Source organism: Streptomyces aureus (genome assembly GCF_000725495.1).
Taxonomy (GTDB): Bacteria; Actinomycetota; Actinomycetes; order Streptomycetales; family Streptomycetaceae; genus Streptomyces; species Streptomyces aureus_B.
Window position 1 is genome coordinate 463716 of sequence record NZ_JNZD01000004.1, and the last position, 17212, is coordinate 480927.

At 73.7% G+C, this 17212-nt stretch carries 12 protein-coding genes; 10 read left to right on the forward strand and 2 right to left on the reverse strand.

Going from position 1 to position 17212, the window contains the following annotated elements; all coding sequences use genetic code 11:
* Positions 1-37: 37 nt before the first annotated feature.
* Positions 38-1861 (reverse strand): RICIN domain-containing protein, encoded by a 1824-nt coding sequence (locus IO36_RS45800; RefSeq protein WP_051900160.1) that lies wholly within the window; start codon positions 1859-1861, stop codon positions 38-40.
* 499 nt (positions 1862-2360) lie between these two features.
* Here IO36_RS45800 and IO36_RS08190 point away from each other — a divergent pair, with 499 nt between their 5' ends.
* From IO36_RS08190 to IO36_RS08235, 10 genes are all read left to right on the forward strand, one after another.
* The gene (locus IO36_RS08190; protein WP_037617677.1) at positions 2361-4736 is read left to right on the forward strand and encodes a SpoIIE family protein phosphatase; all 2376 of its coding nucleotides are present in this window, start codon (positions 2361-2363) and stop codon (positions 4734-4736) included.
* A 278-nt stretch (positions 4737-5014) separates the two neighbouring features.
* A complete protein-coding gene (locus IO36_RS08195) occupies positions 5015-6319 on the forward strand; it encodes an arsenic transporter (RefSeq protein ID WP_425535516.1) in 1305 nt (434 codons plus the stop codon).
* A gap of 5 nt (positions 6320-6324) precedes the next feature.
* Positions 6325-6858, forward strand: a complete 534-nt coding sequence (locus IO36_RS08200) for a universal stress protein (RefSeq protein WP_037618483.1) — start codon at positions 6325-6327, stop codon at positions 6856-6858.
* A 211-nt stretch (positions 6859-7069) separates the two neighbouring features.
* Positions 7070-7927, forward strand: a complete 858-nt coding sequence (locus tag IO36_RS08205; RefSeq protein ID WP_037617679.1) for an endo alpha-1,4 polygalactosaminidase — start codon at positions 7070-7072, stop codon at positions 7925-7927.
* Positions 7928-7936: 9 nt separating this feature from the next.
* Positions 7937-9229 (forward strand): ABC transporter substrate-binding protein, encoded by a 1293-nt coding sequence (locus IO36_RS08210; RefSeq protein ID WP_037617681.1) that lies wholly within the window; start codon positions 7937-7939, stop codon positions 9227-9229.
* Positions 9230-9297: 68 nt separating this feature from the next.
* Positions 9298-10260, forward strand: a complete 963-nt coding sequence (locus IO36_RS08215; protein WP_037617683.1) for a carbohydrate ABC transporter permease — start codon at positions 9298-9300, stop codon at positions 10258-10260.
* Complete coding sequence (locus IO36_RS08220; RefSeq protein WP_051900161.1) at positions 10257-11087, forward strand: carbohydrate ABC transporter permease; 831 nt, start codon at positions 10257-10259, stop codon at positions 11085-11087. The genes IO36_RS08215 and IO36_RS08220 overlap by 4 nt, the downstream gene beginning before the upstream one ends.
* Positions 11088-11093: 6 nt before the next feature.
* Entirely contained in the window at positions 11094-12134 is a 1041-nt protein-coding gene (locus IO36_RS08225) for a carbohydrate kinase family protein (protein WP_078943068.1), read from the forward strand.
* Positions 12131-13450, forward strand: a complete 1320-nt coding sequence (locus IO36_RS08230) for an alpha-glucosidase/alpha-galactosidase (protein ID WP_037617686.1) — start codon at positions 12131-12133, stop codon at positions 13448-13450. Before IO36_RS08225 ends, IO36_RS08230 begins: the two co-directional genes overlap by 4 nt.
* 279 nt (positions 13451-13729) lie before the next feature.
* Positions 13730-14149 carry a DUF7144 family membrane protein gene (locus tag IO36_RS08235; protein ID WP_037617688.1) on the forward strand — a complete coding sequence of 140 codons (420 nt, stop codon included), beginning with the start codon at positions 13730-13732 and terminating at the stop codon, positions 14147-14149.
* Between the two features lie 70 nt (positions 14150-14219).
* On the opposite strand, the gene IO36_RS08240 is transcribed toward IO36_RS08235, so the two are convergent.
* Complete coding sequence (locus IO36_RS08240) at positions 14220-16883, reverse strand: winged helix-turn-helix domain-containing protein (RefSeq protein WP_037617690.1); 2664 nt, start codon at positions 16881-16883, stop codon at positions 14220-14222.
* Positions 16884-17212: the final 329 nt, after the last annotated feature.

The following is a 17212-nucleotide window of genomic DNA, read 5'->3' on the forward strand; positions in this document are numbered from 1 at the left end:
CGGCAGGCCGGCGGACACCGGGCGGACCGGGAGCCCCCTACGGGCGCTCGGTCCGCCAGCGCTGTATCTCGGAGTAGTCGCGCACCTTGACCACGATGTCGGCGCCGGAGTGCTTGGACGCGGGCGCGACGGCCAGTCCGCCGCGACCGCGGGAGAGGATCTCGCCCTCGGACGTGAGGGTGTAGAGCTGATCCTCGCGCCGCTCGTCGCCGTCGCCCGCGCAGCGGTCGAGGAGCAGCACGCCGTCGTCCGACCGCGCGTCGAGGCACAGTCGCCCGTCGGCGGCGCTGCGCAGCCGTCCGTCGCGCTCGTGCACCCATTGCTGGGTCGCGGCGGACGAGCACGCGTCCAGGGTGGCCTCGGCGCCCCGCACGGCCCGGCCGTCCCGGACGTCGAGGCACAGACCGGCGTCCACGTTGCGCAGCCGGTCGTGCTCGCCCTTGACGTTCATCCCGGTCGCGGTGGGCGGTGTGGCCGCCGTGGAGGGCACGGCCCCGGCGTCCTGGGTGGGTGACAGGGTCCGGCTGCTGCTCGCGCCGATGGAGGCGGCGGCGTCGGTGCCGCCCTCCTCGTTCGGCCACAGGCTGACCGCGAGGACGGTCGCCAGGAGCGCGGCCGACAGCCCGGCGCCGGTGACCAGCGCCTGCTGCGACCCCTCCGCCGACCGGGCGGCCCTGCGTCCCGTCGACCCGAACAGCGGCTGCGGACGGCGCCGCGCGCCCGTAGCGGGGCGTCCGCCGCCCGCGGGAGCCGTGGTGCCTCCGGCGGGCCCCGGGCCCGCGGGGGTGCCCTCGGCGCCGGGGTGCACGGGGTCCACGAAGCTCTCGTCGGTCACGAAGCTCTCGCCGCCCACGAAGCTTTCGCCGTCCACGGGGCGCGGGTCGTCCCCGGGGCCTTCGGCCTGCCCGGCCCGATCGCGGCGCGCCGGGCGTCCCTCGTCCAGGGGCCGCCCGCTCTTCCCGGGGCGTTCACCGGCACGCCCCCGGCGGCCCGCCGCCGGGGAGGCGCCCCGGGACCGCAGCATCTGCCGGGTGCGGGGCCGACGGGAGTCGTGGTAGCGGCGGGCTCCCCAGCCGAGCACGGACTCGGCGATCAGAAGGCCGAGACCGCCCTCGAAATGGCCGAGTTGCGCCGCCGCGTGGCGGCAGTACGAGCACTCCGTCAGATGACGGCGGACTTCCGGCAGCAGGGCCGCGCCGCGCCGGATCGGCACGTCGAGGAGCCGGTTGTGGAAACGGCATTCCCTCGTCGGGGCGAACTCCATATGAGCCCGCAGACAGCCTTGGCGGAATTGTTCGCGGGCCTGTTCCCAGGCGGCGACGGCGGTGGGCTCGTCCATGCCCAGAAGACCGCCCGGAACGGACAGCGACTCGTTCTCCACCTCGGTATGCCACAACAGGCACCGGGCGGCGCCCGGAAGGGCGAGGAAAGCGTGTTCCGCGAGCACACGGTTTTCGGCCGTCATGGACTTCGCGGCGCGCATACCGCGGCCTCCCGCGGGTTTCCGCAGCGCCGGCAGCGCCTCGCATATCCGGTCGTCCGCCGCCCAGTTGCGGACCGTGTCCCGTACGGTCACCAGGAGCCAGGGGCGCAGCGCGAGAGCCGGTTCGCCCTCGCCGATACCGTCCAGGACGTACTGGAAGGAAGCCTCGGCGACCAGGGAGGCGACCCGCGACGAGGTGGCGAGGCAGATCACCGCGTAGTCGTACGCGGGTCGCCAGTGCCGGGCCGTCAGCAGGGCCACGGCGCGGGCGGTGTCGGCCTCGGTCCCGTCTATCAGCACAGCGGCGAGGTCGTCGTCGGACTCGCCGAAATATCCGCCCGGCGGACGGGCGGGCTGCGGCGGGTGGGGGGTGCGCACGGGAGCGGGTTCCTTCCGAGGTGCAAGGTGGCACACAGGATGTGCTTGCCCGTCGAAAAGGAGTCCCGATTGGTGTGGACCTTTTGACGGAGCGCCGGGAAAACGGCCGGGGACGAAGGCCGTGCGGCGACCGTCGCGCAGGGAGCCTCTTGAGCTCGTCGACAGCCGGGAATGGCGAACAGCGATTCAGACCCGGCCCTTGACCAAGCGCGGGAGGCTCACCCTCGCACAACACACTCCTCAGCAACAAGGCGCACGGGTGAGATCAGCCTTATTGAAAGAATGTCAAAAAGTCGGCCCGGGTCCGGGGGGTGCACGGCGGCTTTCCCCCTTTCCCTCCGCACCCCCTGAACGGGGTGCGCGCACCCCGTTCCCGCGCACACCCCCGCCCGGTCCCGTGGTCGCGTTCGAGGGTGCGGACGGCACCTGGCCCACTAGTCTGGAACCCGGACGACGCGCTTGATCACCGCGAGTGTGCGTACAAGGGAAAGTGGCGACGATGAGCCCGGTCCACCCTCTCGACGAGGCCGCCACCGCACGGGCGGTCATCGCCGGGAACGGCACCCTGATCCACTGGAGCGAGGGCGCCCGCCGGCTCCTCGGCTACACCGCCGAGGAGGTCGAGGGCCGCCCCGCGGCGGATCTCCTGGCCCCCGGGGCCACGGTCCCGCGCCCGGCGTCCGGCGGCGGCCGCGCCGACGGCGTGCTCGAACTGCGTCACCGCGACGGCCGGACCCTGTCCGTCTGGGTGCTCGCCCATGCCCTGGAGCCGGCCGGCGACTGGCTCGTGCTCACCCCGCTGGAGGCCCGTGGGCCGCGCGACCCGGAGGACCCGCTGACCGGCGCGGTCCTGGCGCAGGCGCCCTGCGCCCTGGCCGTCTACGACGAGCGGCTGCGGCTGTACGGCGTGAACGACGCCATGGCCGAGGTGATCGGCCTGCCCGAGGAACGCATCCGGGGCCTGAGGGTCTCCGAGATCGGCTCCCGGCCGGCCGGCGAGCGGGTGGAGCGCGAGATGGCCGAGGTGCTCGCCTCCGGCCGGGCGCGCGCGGTGGAGACGTACGCGCGGGCCGGCGGCGAGGACCGGGCGCACCACTGGCTCGCGCGGATCGCCCCGCTGAAGGACACCCACGGACGGGTCATCGGCGTGTGCGTGGCCGCGCACGACTTCACCGAGCAGTTCCGTGCCCGTGAGCGGCTCCAGCTGGTCAACGAGGCGAGCGTGCGGATCGGCACCACCCTGGACGTCACCCGGACGGCTCAGGAGCTGACCGAGGTCTGCGTTCCCGCCCTCGCCGACTTTGTCAGCGTCGATCTGCTGGACCCGCCGGAGAACGGGGGCGAGTACCGCGTCGGGCCGCCCCCCGCCCCGGTCACCCTGCGCCGCGCCGCCCATCTCTCGGTGAACCCGGGCACCCCGGAGGCGGTCGTGACGCCGGGTGAGACCGACGTCTACCCGGTGTCCTCGCCCCAGGCCGACTCGCTGACCGCGGGCCGTCCCCTCGTCACCCCCAACGCGTCCGGCACGCTGGAGGAATGGCTCACCTGGGACGGCCGGCGGGGCGGGCACGTCCGGGAGTACGGCGTCCACAGCACGATGTCGGTGCCCGTCCGGGCCCGCGGGCGGACCCTCGGGGTCGTCGTCCTCAGCCGCTTCCGCCGGCCCGACCCGTTCACCGCCGACGACGTGCTGCTCGCCGAGGAGGTCACCGCCCGGGCCGCCGTCTGCATCGACAACGCCCGCCGCTACTCCCGCGAGCGGCAGACCGCGCTGGCCCTGCAGCGCAGCCTCCTCCCCCAGTCGCTCCCGCGGACGGCCGCCCTGGAGGCGGCGTCGCGCTATCTGCCCGCGGCGCGCGCCGGGGTCGGCGGCGACTGGTTCGACGTGATCCCGCTGTCCGGGATGCGCGTGGCCATGGTCGTCGGCGACGTCATCGGCAACGGCATCCAGGCCTCGGCGACGATGGGCCGGCTGCGCACCGCCGTGCGGACGCTCGCCGACATCGACCTGGCGCCGGACGAGCTGCTCACCCACCTCGACGACCTCGTGGTGCGGCTGTCGGCCGAGGCCGGTGCGGAGGGGACCACCGGAGAGGTGGGCGCCACCTGTCTGTACGCCGTGTACGACCCGGTCTCCCGGCGCTGCACGCTCGCCAGCGCGGGCCATCCGCCGCCCGTCGTCCAGCCGCCCGACGGGCCGCCCCGGCAGATCGACGTGGCGCCCGGCCCGGCGCTCGGCGTGGGCGGGCTGCCCTACGAGTCGGTCGAACTCGACCTGGACGAGGGCACGGTGCTCGCGCTGTACACGGACGGTCTGCTGGAGAGCAGGCACCGGGACGTGGCCGCGGGCCTGCAGCTGTTCTGCCGGGCCCTTCAGGAGTCGTCGCGCGACCTGGAGGAGGCGGCCCACGCGATCCTCCAGGCGCTGCTTCCCGCGGGCGGCGCGCCGGACGACGTGGCGCTGCTGCTCGCCCGCACCCAGGGGCTCGCCGCGTCCGACGTGGCCACCTGGCGCATCCCCGCCGACCCGGCCCTGGTCGCGCCGATCCGCAAGCAGGTCTCCGACCAGCTGGAGGTCTGGGGGCTGACCGTGGCCACGTTCACCGCCGAGCTGGTGGTGAGCGAGCTGGTCACCAACGCCATCCGCTACGGCGAACCGCCCATCCGGCTGCGGCTCATCCACGACTCCGAGACGCTGATCTGCGAGGTCTCGGACAGCAGTCACACCGCTCCGCATCTGCGCCGGGCGAAGACCTTCGACGAGGGCGGCCGCGGACTGCTCCTCGTCGCCCAGCTCACCCAGCGCTGGGGCAGCCGGCACACCCCCGACGGCAAGACGATCTGGGCGGAGCTGTCCCTCCTCGGCGAGGAGTGAGGGACGCTCGGTGCACGAAGCCCGGGTCGGCGCGAGGGCGCGGCGGGAGGGCGTTGACGGGCGGCCGGGGCCCGGTCTGATGTGATGGAGGGTGCCGCCATCACCGCCCGGAGGACACCATCCTGTACAGCCCGCTCGTCCAAGGCATCCCCGGCGCGGCCGGCACCCGGCTCACCGAGGCCCTGTCCACCGGACCCGGCACCCCGCTCACCGACCTCCTGTCCGCCGGACCCGGCGCCCGGCTCGCCGTGGCGGTCTCCGCCGGGCCCGGCACCGGCGTGCCCGCGCCGCATCCCGGCGCGACGGGTGCGGTCCTGGCCGCGGCGCTCGGCGGCCCGCTCGCCGAGACGCTGTCCGTCGTCCTCCTCGCGGCCGTCCTGGTCTGCGCCGTGGTACGGCCGTTCGGCTGGCCGGAGGCCGTCGTGGCCGTGCCCGCCGCGGGGCTGGCGCTGGCCACCGGGGCGATCTCCGTCGACCACGCCAGCGCCGAGGCGGCCCATCTGGGGCCGGTGATCGGCTTCCTGGCGGCCGTCCTCGTCCTGGCCAAGTACTGCGACGACGAGGGGCTGTTCCAGGCGTGCGGGGCCTGGATGGCGCGCTGGGCCGCGGGACGGCCCGGCCGGCTGCTGACCGCGGTGTTCGTGCTCGCCTCCGCGATCACGGCGGTGCTCAGCCTGGACGCCACCATCGTGCTCCTCACCCCGGTCGTGTTCGCGACGGCCGCGCGGATGGGCGCCCGCCCGAAGCCGCACGTGTACGCGTGCACCCATCTGTCGAACACCGCCTCGCTGCTGCTGCCGGTCTCCAACCTCACCAACCTGCTGGCGTTCAGCGCCAGCGGACTGAGCTTCACCCGGTTCGCCGCGCTGATGGTGCTGCCCTGGCTGGTCGCGATCGGCGCCGAGTACCTGGTCTTCCGGCGGTTCTTCGCCGTCGACCTCGCGGCCGGCGCGTCCCTGAAGCACACCGGCGAGGCCCCGGAGCTGCCGCTGTTCGCCCTGGTCACCGTGGGCTGCACGCTGGCCGGATTCGTCCTCGCCTCGGCCGTCGGCATCGACCCGGCCTGGTCCGCCGCCGCGGGGGCGCTCGTCCTGGCCGGCCGGGCGCTCGTCCGCCGTCGCACCACCCCGCTCACCGTCGTGCGCGCCGCCGCGCCGTCGTTCCTCGTCTTCGTCCTCGCGCTCGGCATCGTGGTCCGCGCGGTCGTCGACAACGGGCTGGACGGCGCCCTCGACGACCTGCTTCCGGCGGGCGGCTCGCTGGCCGCGCTCCTCGGTGTCGCCGCGCTCGCCGCGGTCCTGGCGAACCTGATCAACAACCTGCCGGCGGTGCTCGTCCTGCTGCCGCTGGCCGTCCCCTCGGGGGCGGGTTCCGTGCTGGCCGTGCTGCTCGGCGTCAACATCGGCCCCAACCTCACGTACGCAGGTTCCCTCGCGACGCTGCTGTGGCGACGTATCGTGCATCAGCACGAACACGGCGTCGACCTGAAGGAGTTCACCCGGCTGGGCCTGATCGCCGTGCCCGCGGCGCTGGTTCCCGCCGTACTGGCGCTGTGGTTCTCGCTCCACGTCATCGGAGGCTGATGGGCATGCGGGTGGTCGTCTGGCTGGTCGAGGGAACCTGGCCCGCGTGCGTGGACGCCGTACGCACGCACGCGCCCGGCGCCACGGAAGTGGTGCTGCTGCACGTCACGGACCCCGCCGTACCCGGTCTCGCGCACGGCGCCTTCGCGGGACTCCTCGGACGCGGCCGCTCGGAGCCCGATCCCGGCGACCTCCTGGAGACCCTCGGCACCGTCTCCGCGGCCGAGCTCCTCGACGCGGCGGCCGAGCGGCTCGGCGGCCCGGCGACCACCGAGGAGCGCACCGGCCGGGTGGAGCGGGAGGTGGTCGCCGCGGCCGAGGGCGCCGGACTGCTCGTCCTGGCCCGGGACGGGGACCGCGCCCGGCTCGGCCCGCACAGCCTCGGGCCCGCGGGACGCTTCGTCGTCGACCACGCCCCGTGCCCGGTGCTGCTCGTCTGGCCGGAGCCGGCACCGGACGTCACGACGCTGCCGCCCCCGCCACCGGACGGACCGCGTCCGCCCCCGCCGCCGCGTCCCCCGCACCCTCCGCGTCCCTGAGAAGGGCGCGAGCGCCCGGCGGCGCCGTTCCCCGCGAGCGGGGACTTGACGAAGTCGGGCATGCACGATTTGATCCTCTGCGTGCCGTGGTGCGACCCGGCACCAGAGGTGCGCCCAGCCGGTAGAGGACCAGGTTCAAGTCCGGCCAAAGTCGCCAGGATCGCTCGAAGCGTCCGAGGCGGGGACGTACTCGCGATTTGATGGAGCGGACATGCCCCCCGTCAAACGTGTTCTCCGCAGCCGGGTTCCGGGCGCGACCACAACCCTCGTCGCCCTGCTGGCACTCGCGGGCTGCGACGCCGGCAACGGCACGAGCGCCTCGGCGAAACCCGCGCCCCGCCCCGGCCGTACCGCGGACTCCGTCGAACTCCCGCCGCTGCACACGGGCTTCGACTACCAGATCGGCGGCGCCTACCCCCCGGCCGCCGACGTCCGCATCGTCAGCCGCGACCGCTCCTCCTCCCCGGCCGCCGGCCTGTACAACATCTGCTACGTCAACGCCTTCCAGGCCCAGCCGGAGGAGCGCGGGCAGTGGCCCGCCGACCTGCTCCTGCGGGACGCCGACGGCAAGGTCGTCGTCGACAAGGACTGGAACGAGGCGCTGCTGGACATCCGGACGCCGGACAAGCGCCGGCGGGTGGCGGCGCGGGTCGAGCACTGGATCGACGAGTGCGCCGACAAGGGATTCGACGCCGTCGAGCCCGACAACTACGACAGCTACACCCGCTCCGGGAAGCTGCTGACCGCGGACGACGCCACCGCGTTCATCACCCTGCTGTCCCGGCACGCGCACGAACGGAATCTGGCGATCGGCCAGAAGAACACCGCCGAACTCGCGGGACTGAGGGAACGGACCGGGCTCGACTTCGCGGTGGCGGAGGAGTGCGGCGAGTACGACGAGTGCGGCACGTACGCGAAGGCCTTCCACGACCGGGTGGTGGTCGTCGAGTACACCGACAGCGGTCTGCGCAAGGCCCGTTCGGCCTTCGGCGGCCGGCTGAGCATCGTGCGCCGGGACGTGAACGTCTCGACACCCGGCAGCGCGGACTACGTCCGCAAGACCCGCTGAGGGGCCCGGATGACACGCGTGATCGCGCGGCGCCGGCTGCTCCTCGGCGCGGCGGCGGCCGGGGCTCTCGCCGGCTGCGGCACCTCCCAGGACGGCGTCGGCGCCGACGGCCGGGTGACCGTGGAGCTGTGGCACGGTCAGAACGACACGGCCAGGAAGGCCGTGGAGGCGCTGGTCGCCGAGTTCAACCGCACCCACCCGCACATACGGGTGGACAGTTCGGGCGGCGGCGTGGTGGCCGACGCCATGCTCCAGAAGGTGACGGCCGCGCTCGCCGCCGGCTCGTACCCCGACATCGCCTACATCTTCGGCTCGGACCTGGCGAGTGTCGCCCGCAGTCCACGGGTCGTCGACCTCACCGCCGCGCTGCACGGGGGCGCCCCGCCGTGGAACTCCTTCTGGACGCCGGTACGGGACGCGGTCACCGTCAACGGCAAGGTGCGCGCCGCCCCGGCGGTGCTCGACTCGCTGGCCGTCGTCTACAACAAGACGCTCTTCCGGCGGGCCGGTGTGCCGTTCCCGAAGGCGGGCTGGAGCTGGGAGGAGTTCACCGACACCGCGCGCAGGCTCACCGATGCCGGACGCGGGGTCTTCGGCACGGGCTGGCCGGGCACGGGTGACGAGGACACGGTCTGGCGGCTGTGGCCGATGATCTGGGACCTCGGCGGCGAGGTGATCGCCGCCGACGGCAAGCGGATCGGCTTCGCCGCGCAGGGCACCCGGGCCCTGGAGACCCTCGCCCGGCTCGCCCACGACAAGAGCGTGTACGTCGACCCGAAGCCCGGCAGCGAGCAGATGTACCAGGTGTTCCTGAGCGGCCGCATGGCGATGGTGGCGACCGGCCCCTGGCAGCTGCCCGACGTCGTCACCGCCAAGGTCGACTACGGCGTCGTCCCGCTCCCCACGTACAGCGGCCGGCCGATGACCATATCCGGGCCGGACACCTGGACCGTGTTCGACAACGGCTCCGCCCGCTCCCGGGCGGCCGTGGAGTTCGTGCGCTGGATGATCCGGCCCGCCCAGGACGCCCGCTGGGACCTCTCGGCCGGCAGCCTCCCGCTCAGCTCGGCCACCGCCCGCCGTCCCGAATGGCGCGAGCACTCCGCGACGACCACCGGGCTCGGGGTGTTCACCGACACGCTGGCCTCCGCCCGGGTCCGGCCGGTGCACGCGGCCTACCCGCAGATCTCCCAGGCCCTCGGCCAGGCGATCGTCTCGGTCCTGCTCGGCAAGGACTCCCCCGCCCACGCCGTCCGGCGGTGCGCCGCCACGGCCGACGCGGCCCTGCTCATCCCCCGGTGACCCCGGCTCGTCCCCGGTGACCTCGACGTCAGACGTTCCCAGCTGACTTCCAGCTGAAGGAGGCCGTCATGTCCACCCTTCCCCGCGCCCTCACCGTCGTCCCCGGACCCGCGGTGACACCGGCCGCCTCGCGGCGCGCCGCCCGCCGCCGCGGCCGCCGCGAGAGCGCCACCGCCTGGGCCTTCATCAGCCCGGCGGTGGTCGTGATCCTCGGTCTGAGCATCGTGCCGGTCGTCTGGTCGCTGCTGCTCTCCTTCCGGGCCGACGACCTCGTCACCCCGGGCCGCTGGGTCGGCCTCGACAACTACCGGGCCCTGGCCCAGGACCCGAACTTCCGCACCGCCGTCGGCAACACGGTGCTGTACTCCGCCCTGTACGTGCCGCTCAGCCTGGCCGGCGGGCTGGCGCTCGCCCTGGCGCTGAACCGCCGCATCCGGTTCATCGGCCTGTACCGCACGCTCGTCTTCGTCCCGTTCGTGGTGTCGGCGACCGCGCAGGGCGTGCTGTTCTCGTTCATCCTCGACCCGGAGTTCGGGGTCGCGAACTCCCTGCTGCACCGCCTCGGGATCTCCCCGCAGGGCTTCCTCACCGACCCCGACCAGGCGATCTATCTGCTCGTGCTGATCTCGCTGTGGAGCGGGGTCGGGTTCTGCGTCGTCGTCTATCTGGCCGCGCTCCAGGACGTCCCGCCCGAACTCGTCGAGGCCGCGCGGATCGACGGGGCGGGCCGGACGCGGGTGCTGCGCCACATCGTCCTGCCCACCCTCACCCCGGTCACCGTGTTCCTGCTGCTGTGGCAGCTGATCACGGCGCTCCAGGTGTTCGACCTGATCTATGTGACGACCAAGGGCGGCCCCCTCGGCTCGACCGGCGTGGTCGTCTACTTCGTCTGGCAGCAGGCCTTCCAGATGTTCACGGCGGGCTACGGGGCCGCGGCGGCGTACGTCCTCGCCATCGCCCTGCTGGTGGCGGGCGGGGCGCTGCGGCTCGTGCGCCGCCGCCAGGAACGTACCGAAGGAGCGGTCCGATGAGTTCACCCGTCACCTCCCGCCGGCCGAGCGGCTGGCATCTGCTGCTGGCGCCGCTGACGTTGTGCTTCGCGCTGCCGCTGGTGTGGCTGGTGCTCAGCTCGGTGATGTCCGACGCGGAGATCAACCGGTTCCCGCCCGCGCTGTGGCCCAAGGGGATCGACCTGGGCGGCTACCGGTACGTGCTCGGGAACGCGATGTTCCCCCGCTGGTTCGCCAATTCGCTGGTCGTCGCGCTCGCGGCGGTCCTGTCGAACCTGCTGCTCGGCGCGCTCGGCGGCTACGCGTTCGCACGGATGCGGTTCGCCGGGTCGCGGGCCCTGCTCGCCCTGATGCTGGCGACGATGGTGATCCCCTTCCAGCTCACGATGATCCCGACCTTCCTGGTGATGAAGGAGCTGGGTCTCATCGACACGCTCGGCGCGCTGATCGTGCCGTCGCTCGTCACCCCGTTCGCGGTCTTCCTGTTCCGGCAGTTCTTCCTCGGCCTGCCCCGGGAGATGGAGGAGGCGGCCTGGATCGACGGGTGTTCACGGCTGCGGGTGCTGTTCTCGATCGTCATGCCGCTGGCCCGGCCCGCGCTGGCCACGGTCGCCGTGCTGACGTTCCTGAGCACCTGGAACGACCTGTCCTGGCCGCTCATCGCGATCAACCACGACACGCAGTACACCTTGCAGCTCGGTCTGACGACGTTCCAGGGACAGCACCACACGCGCTGGTCGGCGGTGATGGCGGGCAACGTGATCACCGTGCTGCCCGTGCTGGTCGCGTTCCTGCTCGCGCAGAAGACCTTCGTCCAGTCGCTCACCTCGAGCGGCCTGAAGGGCTAGGACACGATGACATCCTTCGATCTCCTGGTCGTCGGCGACGCCAATCCGGACGTCGTCGTCGGCCCGCTGCGCGGCCCGCTGGAGTTCGGGCAGCGCGAACAGCTCGTCGAGCACGCCGGGCTGGTCCTGGGCGGTTCCGCGGCGATCATGGCGTGCGGGGCGGCGCGGCTCGGGCTGCGGGTCGCCTTCGCGGGCAGGGTGGGCGACGACCCCGCCGGTGCCTTCGTGCGCGAGGAACTCGCCCGACGCGGTGTGGACATGGGCTTCCTGGTCACCGACCCGGTCCGGCCCACCGCGCTCACGACGGTCGTCACCACCGGGGACGGGGACCGGGCGATCCTCACGGCCCAGGGCTGTCTCACCGCCACCGGACCCGAGGACGTGCCCCGCGAGCTGATACGGGCCTCCCGGCACGTGCACGCGGCCTCGTTCTTCCTGATGCCCCGTCTGGCGCGCGCCCTGGCCGCCGTGTTCGTCCTGGCACGCGAGAACGGCGCGACGACCTCGCTCGACACCAACGACGACCCGGCCGGACGCTGGGACGCCGAACTCCTCCATCCCGTCATGAAGTTCACCGATTTCCTGCTGCCCAACGCGGCCGAGGCGGCGGCGATGTCCGGCCGGGGCGACCTCCTCACGGCCGCCGCCGTGCTGGCCGGACGGGGACCGACGGTCGTGGTCAAGGACGGCGCCGACGGCGCCCTCGCCCACACCGGGACCCGGACCGTCCGGGTGCCGGCCATGACCGTCGACGCCGTGGACACGATCGGCGCGGGCGACAGCTTCGACGCCGGGTTCGTCGCCGCGACCCTGCGCGGTCTCGGCCTGCGCTCCGCGCTCGAGGTGGCGGCGGCCTGCGGCTCGCTCTCGACCCGGGCCCACGGGGGCACCGCGGCCCAGCCCACCTGGGACGAGGCGCTCGCCGCGGCCCGCGCCGCCCCCGAGGCGGGCGCCGGCCCCACCTCCGGCACGGACGCCCCGGACACCGCCGAGTCCCCGGCCGTGCCACGAACACCCCGCACCAGCGACACCAGGAGCCGTTCATGACCAGCGTCACCGCCCCGAAGATCGCCTTCATCGGAGCCGGGAGCGTGGTGTTCACCCAGGGCCTGCTGGCCGACCTGTTCGGCTTCCCCGAACTCGCCCACGCGCGGGTCGCGTTGCACGACATCGACCCGCAGCGGCTCGACACCGCCGAGAGCGCCGCCCGGTACATCGCCGGCGTACGCGGCGCCAAGCCCGTGATCACCGCGCATCCTGACCGCCGGGCGGCCCTGGAGGACGCCGACTTCGTCATCAACATCGTCCAGGTCGGCATGGACGCCGCGACCCGCACCGACTTCACCGTCCCCGCGCGCCACGGACTGCGCCAGACCATCGGCGACACCCTCGGCATCGGCGGGATCTTCCGCGCCCTGCGCACCTTCCCGGTGCTGCGCGCGCTCGCCTCCGACATGGCCGAACTGTGCCCGGACGCCCTGCTGTTGAACTACACCAACCCCATGGCGATGAACGTCCTCTATCTCAGCCGCATCGCCCCGGAGCTGCGGGTCACCGGCCTGTGCCACTCGGTCCACTGGACCATGCACGACCTCGCCCAGCTCGTCGGGGTCCCGTTCGAGGAGGTCACGTATCTGGCCGCCGGGGTCAACCACCAGGCGTGGGTGCTGCGTTTCGAGCGAGGGGGCCAGGATCTGTACCCCCTCCTGGACGAGACGATCGCCAGGGACCCGGGGCTGCTGCGCCGGGTCCGGGTGGACATGTACCGCCGTCTCGGCCACTACCCCACCGAGACGAGCGAGCACTCCTCGGAGTACGTGCCCTGGTATCTGCACCACGACAGCGAGATCGAGCGGCTCAGACTGCCGGTGGGCGCCTATCTGGAGATCATCGAGGAGAACGCCGCGAGCTACCGGCGCACCCGCGAGGCCCTCGCCGCCGGGGTGCCCCTCCCCGTGGAGGGCACCTTGGAGTACGCCCCGCAGATCATCCACAGCGCCGTGACCAACACCCCTCGCAGGATCTACGGCAACGTGCCCAACCGCGGCCTGATCGACAACCTCCCGGCCGACTGCGTCGTCGAAGTCCCCTGTCTGACGGACGCGTCGGGGGTGCAGCCGACCCGGATCGGCGCGCTGCCCCCGCAGTGCGCCGCGCTGAACAGCGCCTACGCCTCCGTCACCGACCTGGTCGTCCGCGCCGCCACCGACCACGAGCCGCGGCACATCCGGCACGCCGCGATGGCCGACCCCGCGACCGCCGCCGCGCTGCCGGTCGAGCGCATCTGGGACCTGTGCGACGACCTCGTACGGGCGCACGGGGACCTGCTCCAGCCCGAGCTGAGGGAACTGCTGGGCCACTGACCCCGAATCGGTCGGGCCGAACACGACAGGGCGGTCGGGCCGCCGAGGCCAGGGCGGTCGGGCCGCCGAGGCCGGGGCGGTCCGGTGGTTCTCCGGCGCGGGCGGCGGTGTGCGCCGCCCGCGCCGGCCCCTCCTCGCCCCCGCGCCCTGCCCGGCTCCCAGGCTCTCCGACGGATGTCCGTTCATCGTCACCCCTAGCGGGTGAGGCCGGGGGCGGCCGGCTGTCGCACGCTCGTGGTGAGTGGCTGCGGTCGCAGCCCGTGCAACGGAGGTCTCGCCATGGCAACCACCCAGCATCACACCCACTCGAGGGCCACCATGACGGCGGCCGGCGGCTTGACGATCTTCGCCTCGGTGATGCTGTTCGTCTCCGGCGTCCTGGACATCCTGCGGGGCGTCATGGCGATCGCCCAGGACGACGTGTTCGTCACCAGCCCGAACTACGTCTTCAAGTTCGACCTGACGAGCTGGGGCTGGATCCACCTGGCGCTCGGAGCGGTCGCCGTGGTCGTGAGCCTCGGCCTGTTCACCGCGGCCACCTGGGCACGCGTGATCGGCGTGGGCATCGCCGCACTGCTGATCATCGCCAACTTCCTCTCCATCCCCTACTACCCCGTCTGGTCGCTCACCCTCATCGCGCTGTACGGATTCGTCATCTGGGCGCTCTGCGTGGCGAGGCCGGACGAGGACGGCATCTAGCAGCGGCACGCCGAGGGGCCGGTCCGGGGTGACCGGCTTCCGGCGCGTCCCGGCGTGAAGGGTCCGCGGCTCACAGCAGATGGAGGTCGCGGGCCCTTCGTACGGCCTCGCCCCGGCGGGTGGCGGCCAGCTTGCGGTAGACGCTCTTGAGATGGGTCTTGACCGTGTTCACCGACAGATGCAGGTCGGCGGCGATCTCGTCCCGCGACATCATCTGCGCCAGCCGCTCCAGCACCTCCTGCTCGCGTTCGCTGAGCGGTTCGAGCACCGCGGCGAACTCCGGTTCCCGGTCCGCCCCCGGCGACGGGACCGCGGAGCGGACCGCGGCCGTCTCCGGCAGCCACTCGTGCCCCTGGGCCAGCCCGGGCCGGTGCCGCACGAAGGTACGCAGCCACGGTCCCGCCTCCAGGAACGGCCGGCGCAGCCGCTCGGCCCTGGCCGTCCGCAGGGCCCGCGCCACCAGCCGCTGGGCGGTGGAGTCGTCACCCAGCGCGTCCGCGGTCTGCGCCCGGGCGAGCAGCACCCGGACGGCGATGCACGGGCCCTCGTCGAGCTCGGTGGAGAGTCCGTCGAGCAGGGCGCGCGCCGCCTCCCGGTCCCCGACGGCGAGCCGGGCGCGGGCGGCGGCGGCCGTGGCCTCCGGCCCGGTCGCCCCCTCCTCGGCCAGGACCTCGGCCGCGGCGAGCGGCTCGCCCAGGGCCAGATACGCGCCGGACATGGCCAGCGCGGCCCGGTCGGCGACCCAGGGCGAGGGCTCGACCCCGTGCGGCGGGCGCTTGAGCTCCTGAAGGACGCGCAGCGCCTCCTTCGGATGCCCCTTGGCCAGCAGCAGCCGGGAGCGCAGCAGCACCAGTCCCGCCGTCGCGACGGGATCGTGCGCGGCCGCGCTGGACTCGGTCGCCTGGTCCAGGTGCGTCTGCGCCGCGGCCAGTTCGTCCCGGTCCACGGCGACCGCCGCGAGCACGAGCTGGGCGACACCCGTCCGCGCGGCGGGCGGCAGGCCCGAGCGCTCCGCCTCGGCGACCGCCGCCCGCGCGTGCGACTCCGCCCGCCCGGGCCGGCCGCAGAGCAGGTCGATGAGGGCCAGCCGGCTGAGCGACTCGTGCCGGGGATACGCGGTGGACGGTCCGTCGTCGATCCGCGCGGCCGCGGACAGCGAGTTCCGGGCGTCGTCGAACCGTCCCGCCCACAGCTGCGCCGAGCCCAGGTCGGTGAGCATCAGTGCGGGCAGCTCGGGATGCCGCTCCAGCCGCTCGGCCGGGAGGGACAGCTCGGCCGCCTTCAGGTCCTCGGCCGCCGCCTGTGCCCGGTCGGCCGATCCGGTCAGCCGGGCGGCGAACACCCGCAGCAGCGCATGGCTCAGCCGCAGGGCCGGCGTGCCGGCCTCCTCCCCGGCCAGGTGCTCCCCTGCCCGGCGCAGATACTCCAGGCCCCGGTCCACGTCGTGGCGGACGAGTTCACGGGCGGCGCGCACCAGGGTGGCGGCGGGGCCGGCGGCGTCCGGGGGCATGGCGGCGAAGAGTCCGTCGAGACGCTCGGCGTCGAGTCCCGTCAGCAGTTCACCGATGGCCAGTTCGTCGACGAACCGGTCGGCCGCGAGCTCCCATTCGCCGGCCCCCGCCGCGTGCGGCAGGGCCTCGGCCAGCAGTCCGGCCCCGCTCAGCCAGCGGGCGGCCCGCCGGTGCAGCTCCGGTTCCAGGCCCGGGAGCCTGACCCGCAGGTGCACCCGCAGGATCTCCGCGAACAGCGGGTGCAGCCGGTACCACGCGTGGCCGATGGCCTCGACGAAGGCGTTGGCGTGCTGGAGTCCGGCCAGGATGGCGTCGGCGTCCTCCCGGCCCGTCAGGGCGTTCGCCAGGTCGGGGTGGATCTGGTCGAGGATGCTCGATCGCAGGAGCAGGTCCTGGGTCTCCTCCGACTGGGCTTCGAGGACCTCGGCGAGCAGGAAGTCGGCGAGCGTGCTCTGGCCGGCCTCGAAGTTCTTGATGAAGGTGTCCGGATCGTCGACGTGCTGGGCCGCGAGGATGCACAGGCGCAGCCCGGCGGCCCAGCCCCCGGTCCACTCCGTCAGGGAGCGCGCGCCCTCGTCGGAGAGCCTGATGTCGTGCCGGCTCAGCAGGGCGGCCGTCTCGCCGGGGACGAACGCCAGGTCGGCGCCCCGGACCTCGGCGACCATGCCGGCGGCGCGGTAGCGGTGCAGCGGCAGCTGCGGTTCCGTACGGCTGACGATGACCAGGCGCAGGCCGCCGCCCGCGTGGCGCAGCACGAACTGGAGCTCGTCGGCGACCTCCGCGGAGGCTCCCACCCGGTCGAACTCGTCGAGCACGAGGATCACGGGTTCCGCGCGTTCGCTCAGCCAGGCGGCCAGCCGGGTGAGCAGGGAGTGGTCGACGTCGCCGGGGCTGGAGGGGCTGCCGATGTCGTCCGGCACGGCCGCTCCGTGCCGCCGCAGCGCTTCCAGCACGTACGTCCAGAAGATCCCGGGGCCGGTGTCCTCGTGCTCCACGGTCAGCCAGGCGACGTCGTCCGGGCGGTCCCGTGTGGAGATCCAGTGGGCGACCAGGAGGGTCTTGCCCGCGCCCGCGGGCCCGTTGACCAGCGTGAGGGGGCCCTGGACACCCTCGTCGAGTCGTCCGACCAGCCGGGGTCTGCGGACGAAGGTCTCCGTGAGGTCCGGGACGGTGAACCGGACGGCGAGCAGGGGGTCGCCCCCCGGGGTCAGCAGGCCTGCCATGGGGTCCTGCCTCCGCGGTCTCTCGGAAGCGGCGACGCGTCCGATCCGATGTGGTCCGGGTGCACGGCTCCCTCCCCGGTGTAACCCCCGCACACTGATCGTCACCCGCTGTCCCGGATGTCGCAAGGCAGGCCCCGGTCGCCCGCCGCGGGTGAGGCGGGATCCGGCGGTTCCCGGTGCGATGGGACCTGCGGCGGGGTCGGAGGAACCGGTCGCCCGGGTGGCGCGGGAGCGGAGCTCCGGGTGCCATGGAGGTGCCGTGGAAGCGGGACCGGGCCCGACGCCCCGTCCGGAGCGGCGGCCCCGAGGGCCGAATCGATGAGGTGGTC

What these genes read in the sequence shown, in the direction of transcription:
- IO36_RS08190 (WP_037617677.1), top strand. Translation starts at nt 2,361, where the DNA reads ATGAGCCCGGTCCACCCTCTCGACGAGGCCGCCACCGCACGGGCGGTC.
- IO36_RS08210 (WP_037617681.1), top strand. Translation starts at nt 7,937, where the DNA reads ATGACACGCGTGATCGCGCGGCGCCGGCTGCTCCTCGGCGCGGCGGCG.
- IO36_RS08205 (WP_037617679.1), top strand. Translation starts at nt 7,070, where the DNA reads ATGCCCCCCGTCAAACGTGTTCTCCGCAGCCGGGTTCCGGGCGCGACC.
- IO36_RS08215 (WP_037617683.1), top strand. Translation starts at nt 9,298, where the DNA reads ATGTCCACCCTTCCCCGCGCCCTCACCGTCGTCCCCGGACCCGCGGTG.
- IO36_RS08225 (WP_078943068.1), top strand. Translation starts at nt 11,094, where the DNA reads ATGACATCCTTCGATCTCCTGGTCGTCGGCGACGCCAATCCGGACGTC.
- IO36_RS08240 (WP_037617690.1), bottom strand. Translation starts at nt 16,883, where the DNA reads ATGGCAGGCCTGCTGACCCCGGGGGGCGACCCCCTGCTCGCCGTCCGG.
- IO36_RS08230 (WP_037617686.1), top strand. Translation starts at nt 12,131, where the DNA reads ATGACCAGCGTCACCGCCCCGAAGATCGCCTTCATCGGAGCCGGGAGC.
- IO36_RS08235 (WP_037617688.1), top strand. Translation starts at nt 13,730, where the DNA reads ATGGCAACCACCCAGCATCACACCCACTCGAGGGCCACCATGACGGCG.
- IO36_RS08220 (WP_051900161.1), top strand. Translation starts at nt 10,257, where the DNA reads ATGAGTTCACCCGTCACCTCCCGCCGGCCGAGCGGCTGGCATCTGCTG.
- IO36_RS08200 (WP_037618483.1), top strand. Translation starts at nt 6,325, where the DNA reads ATGCGGGTGGTCGTCTGGCTGGTCGAGGGAACCTGGCCCGCGTGCGTG.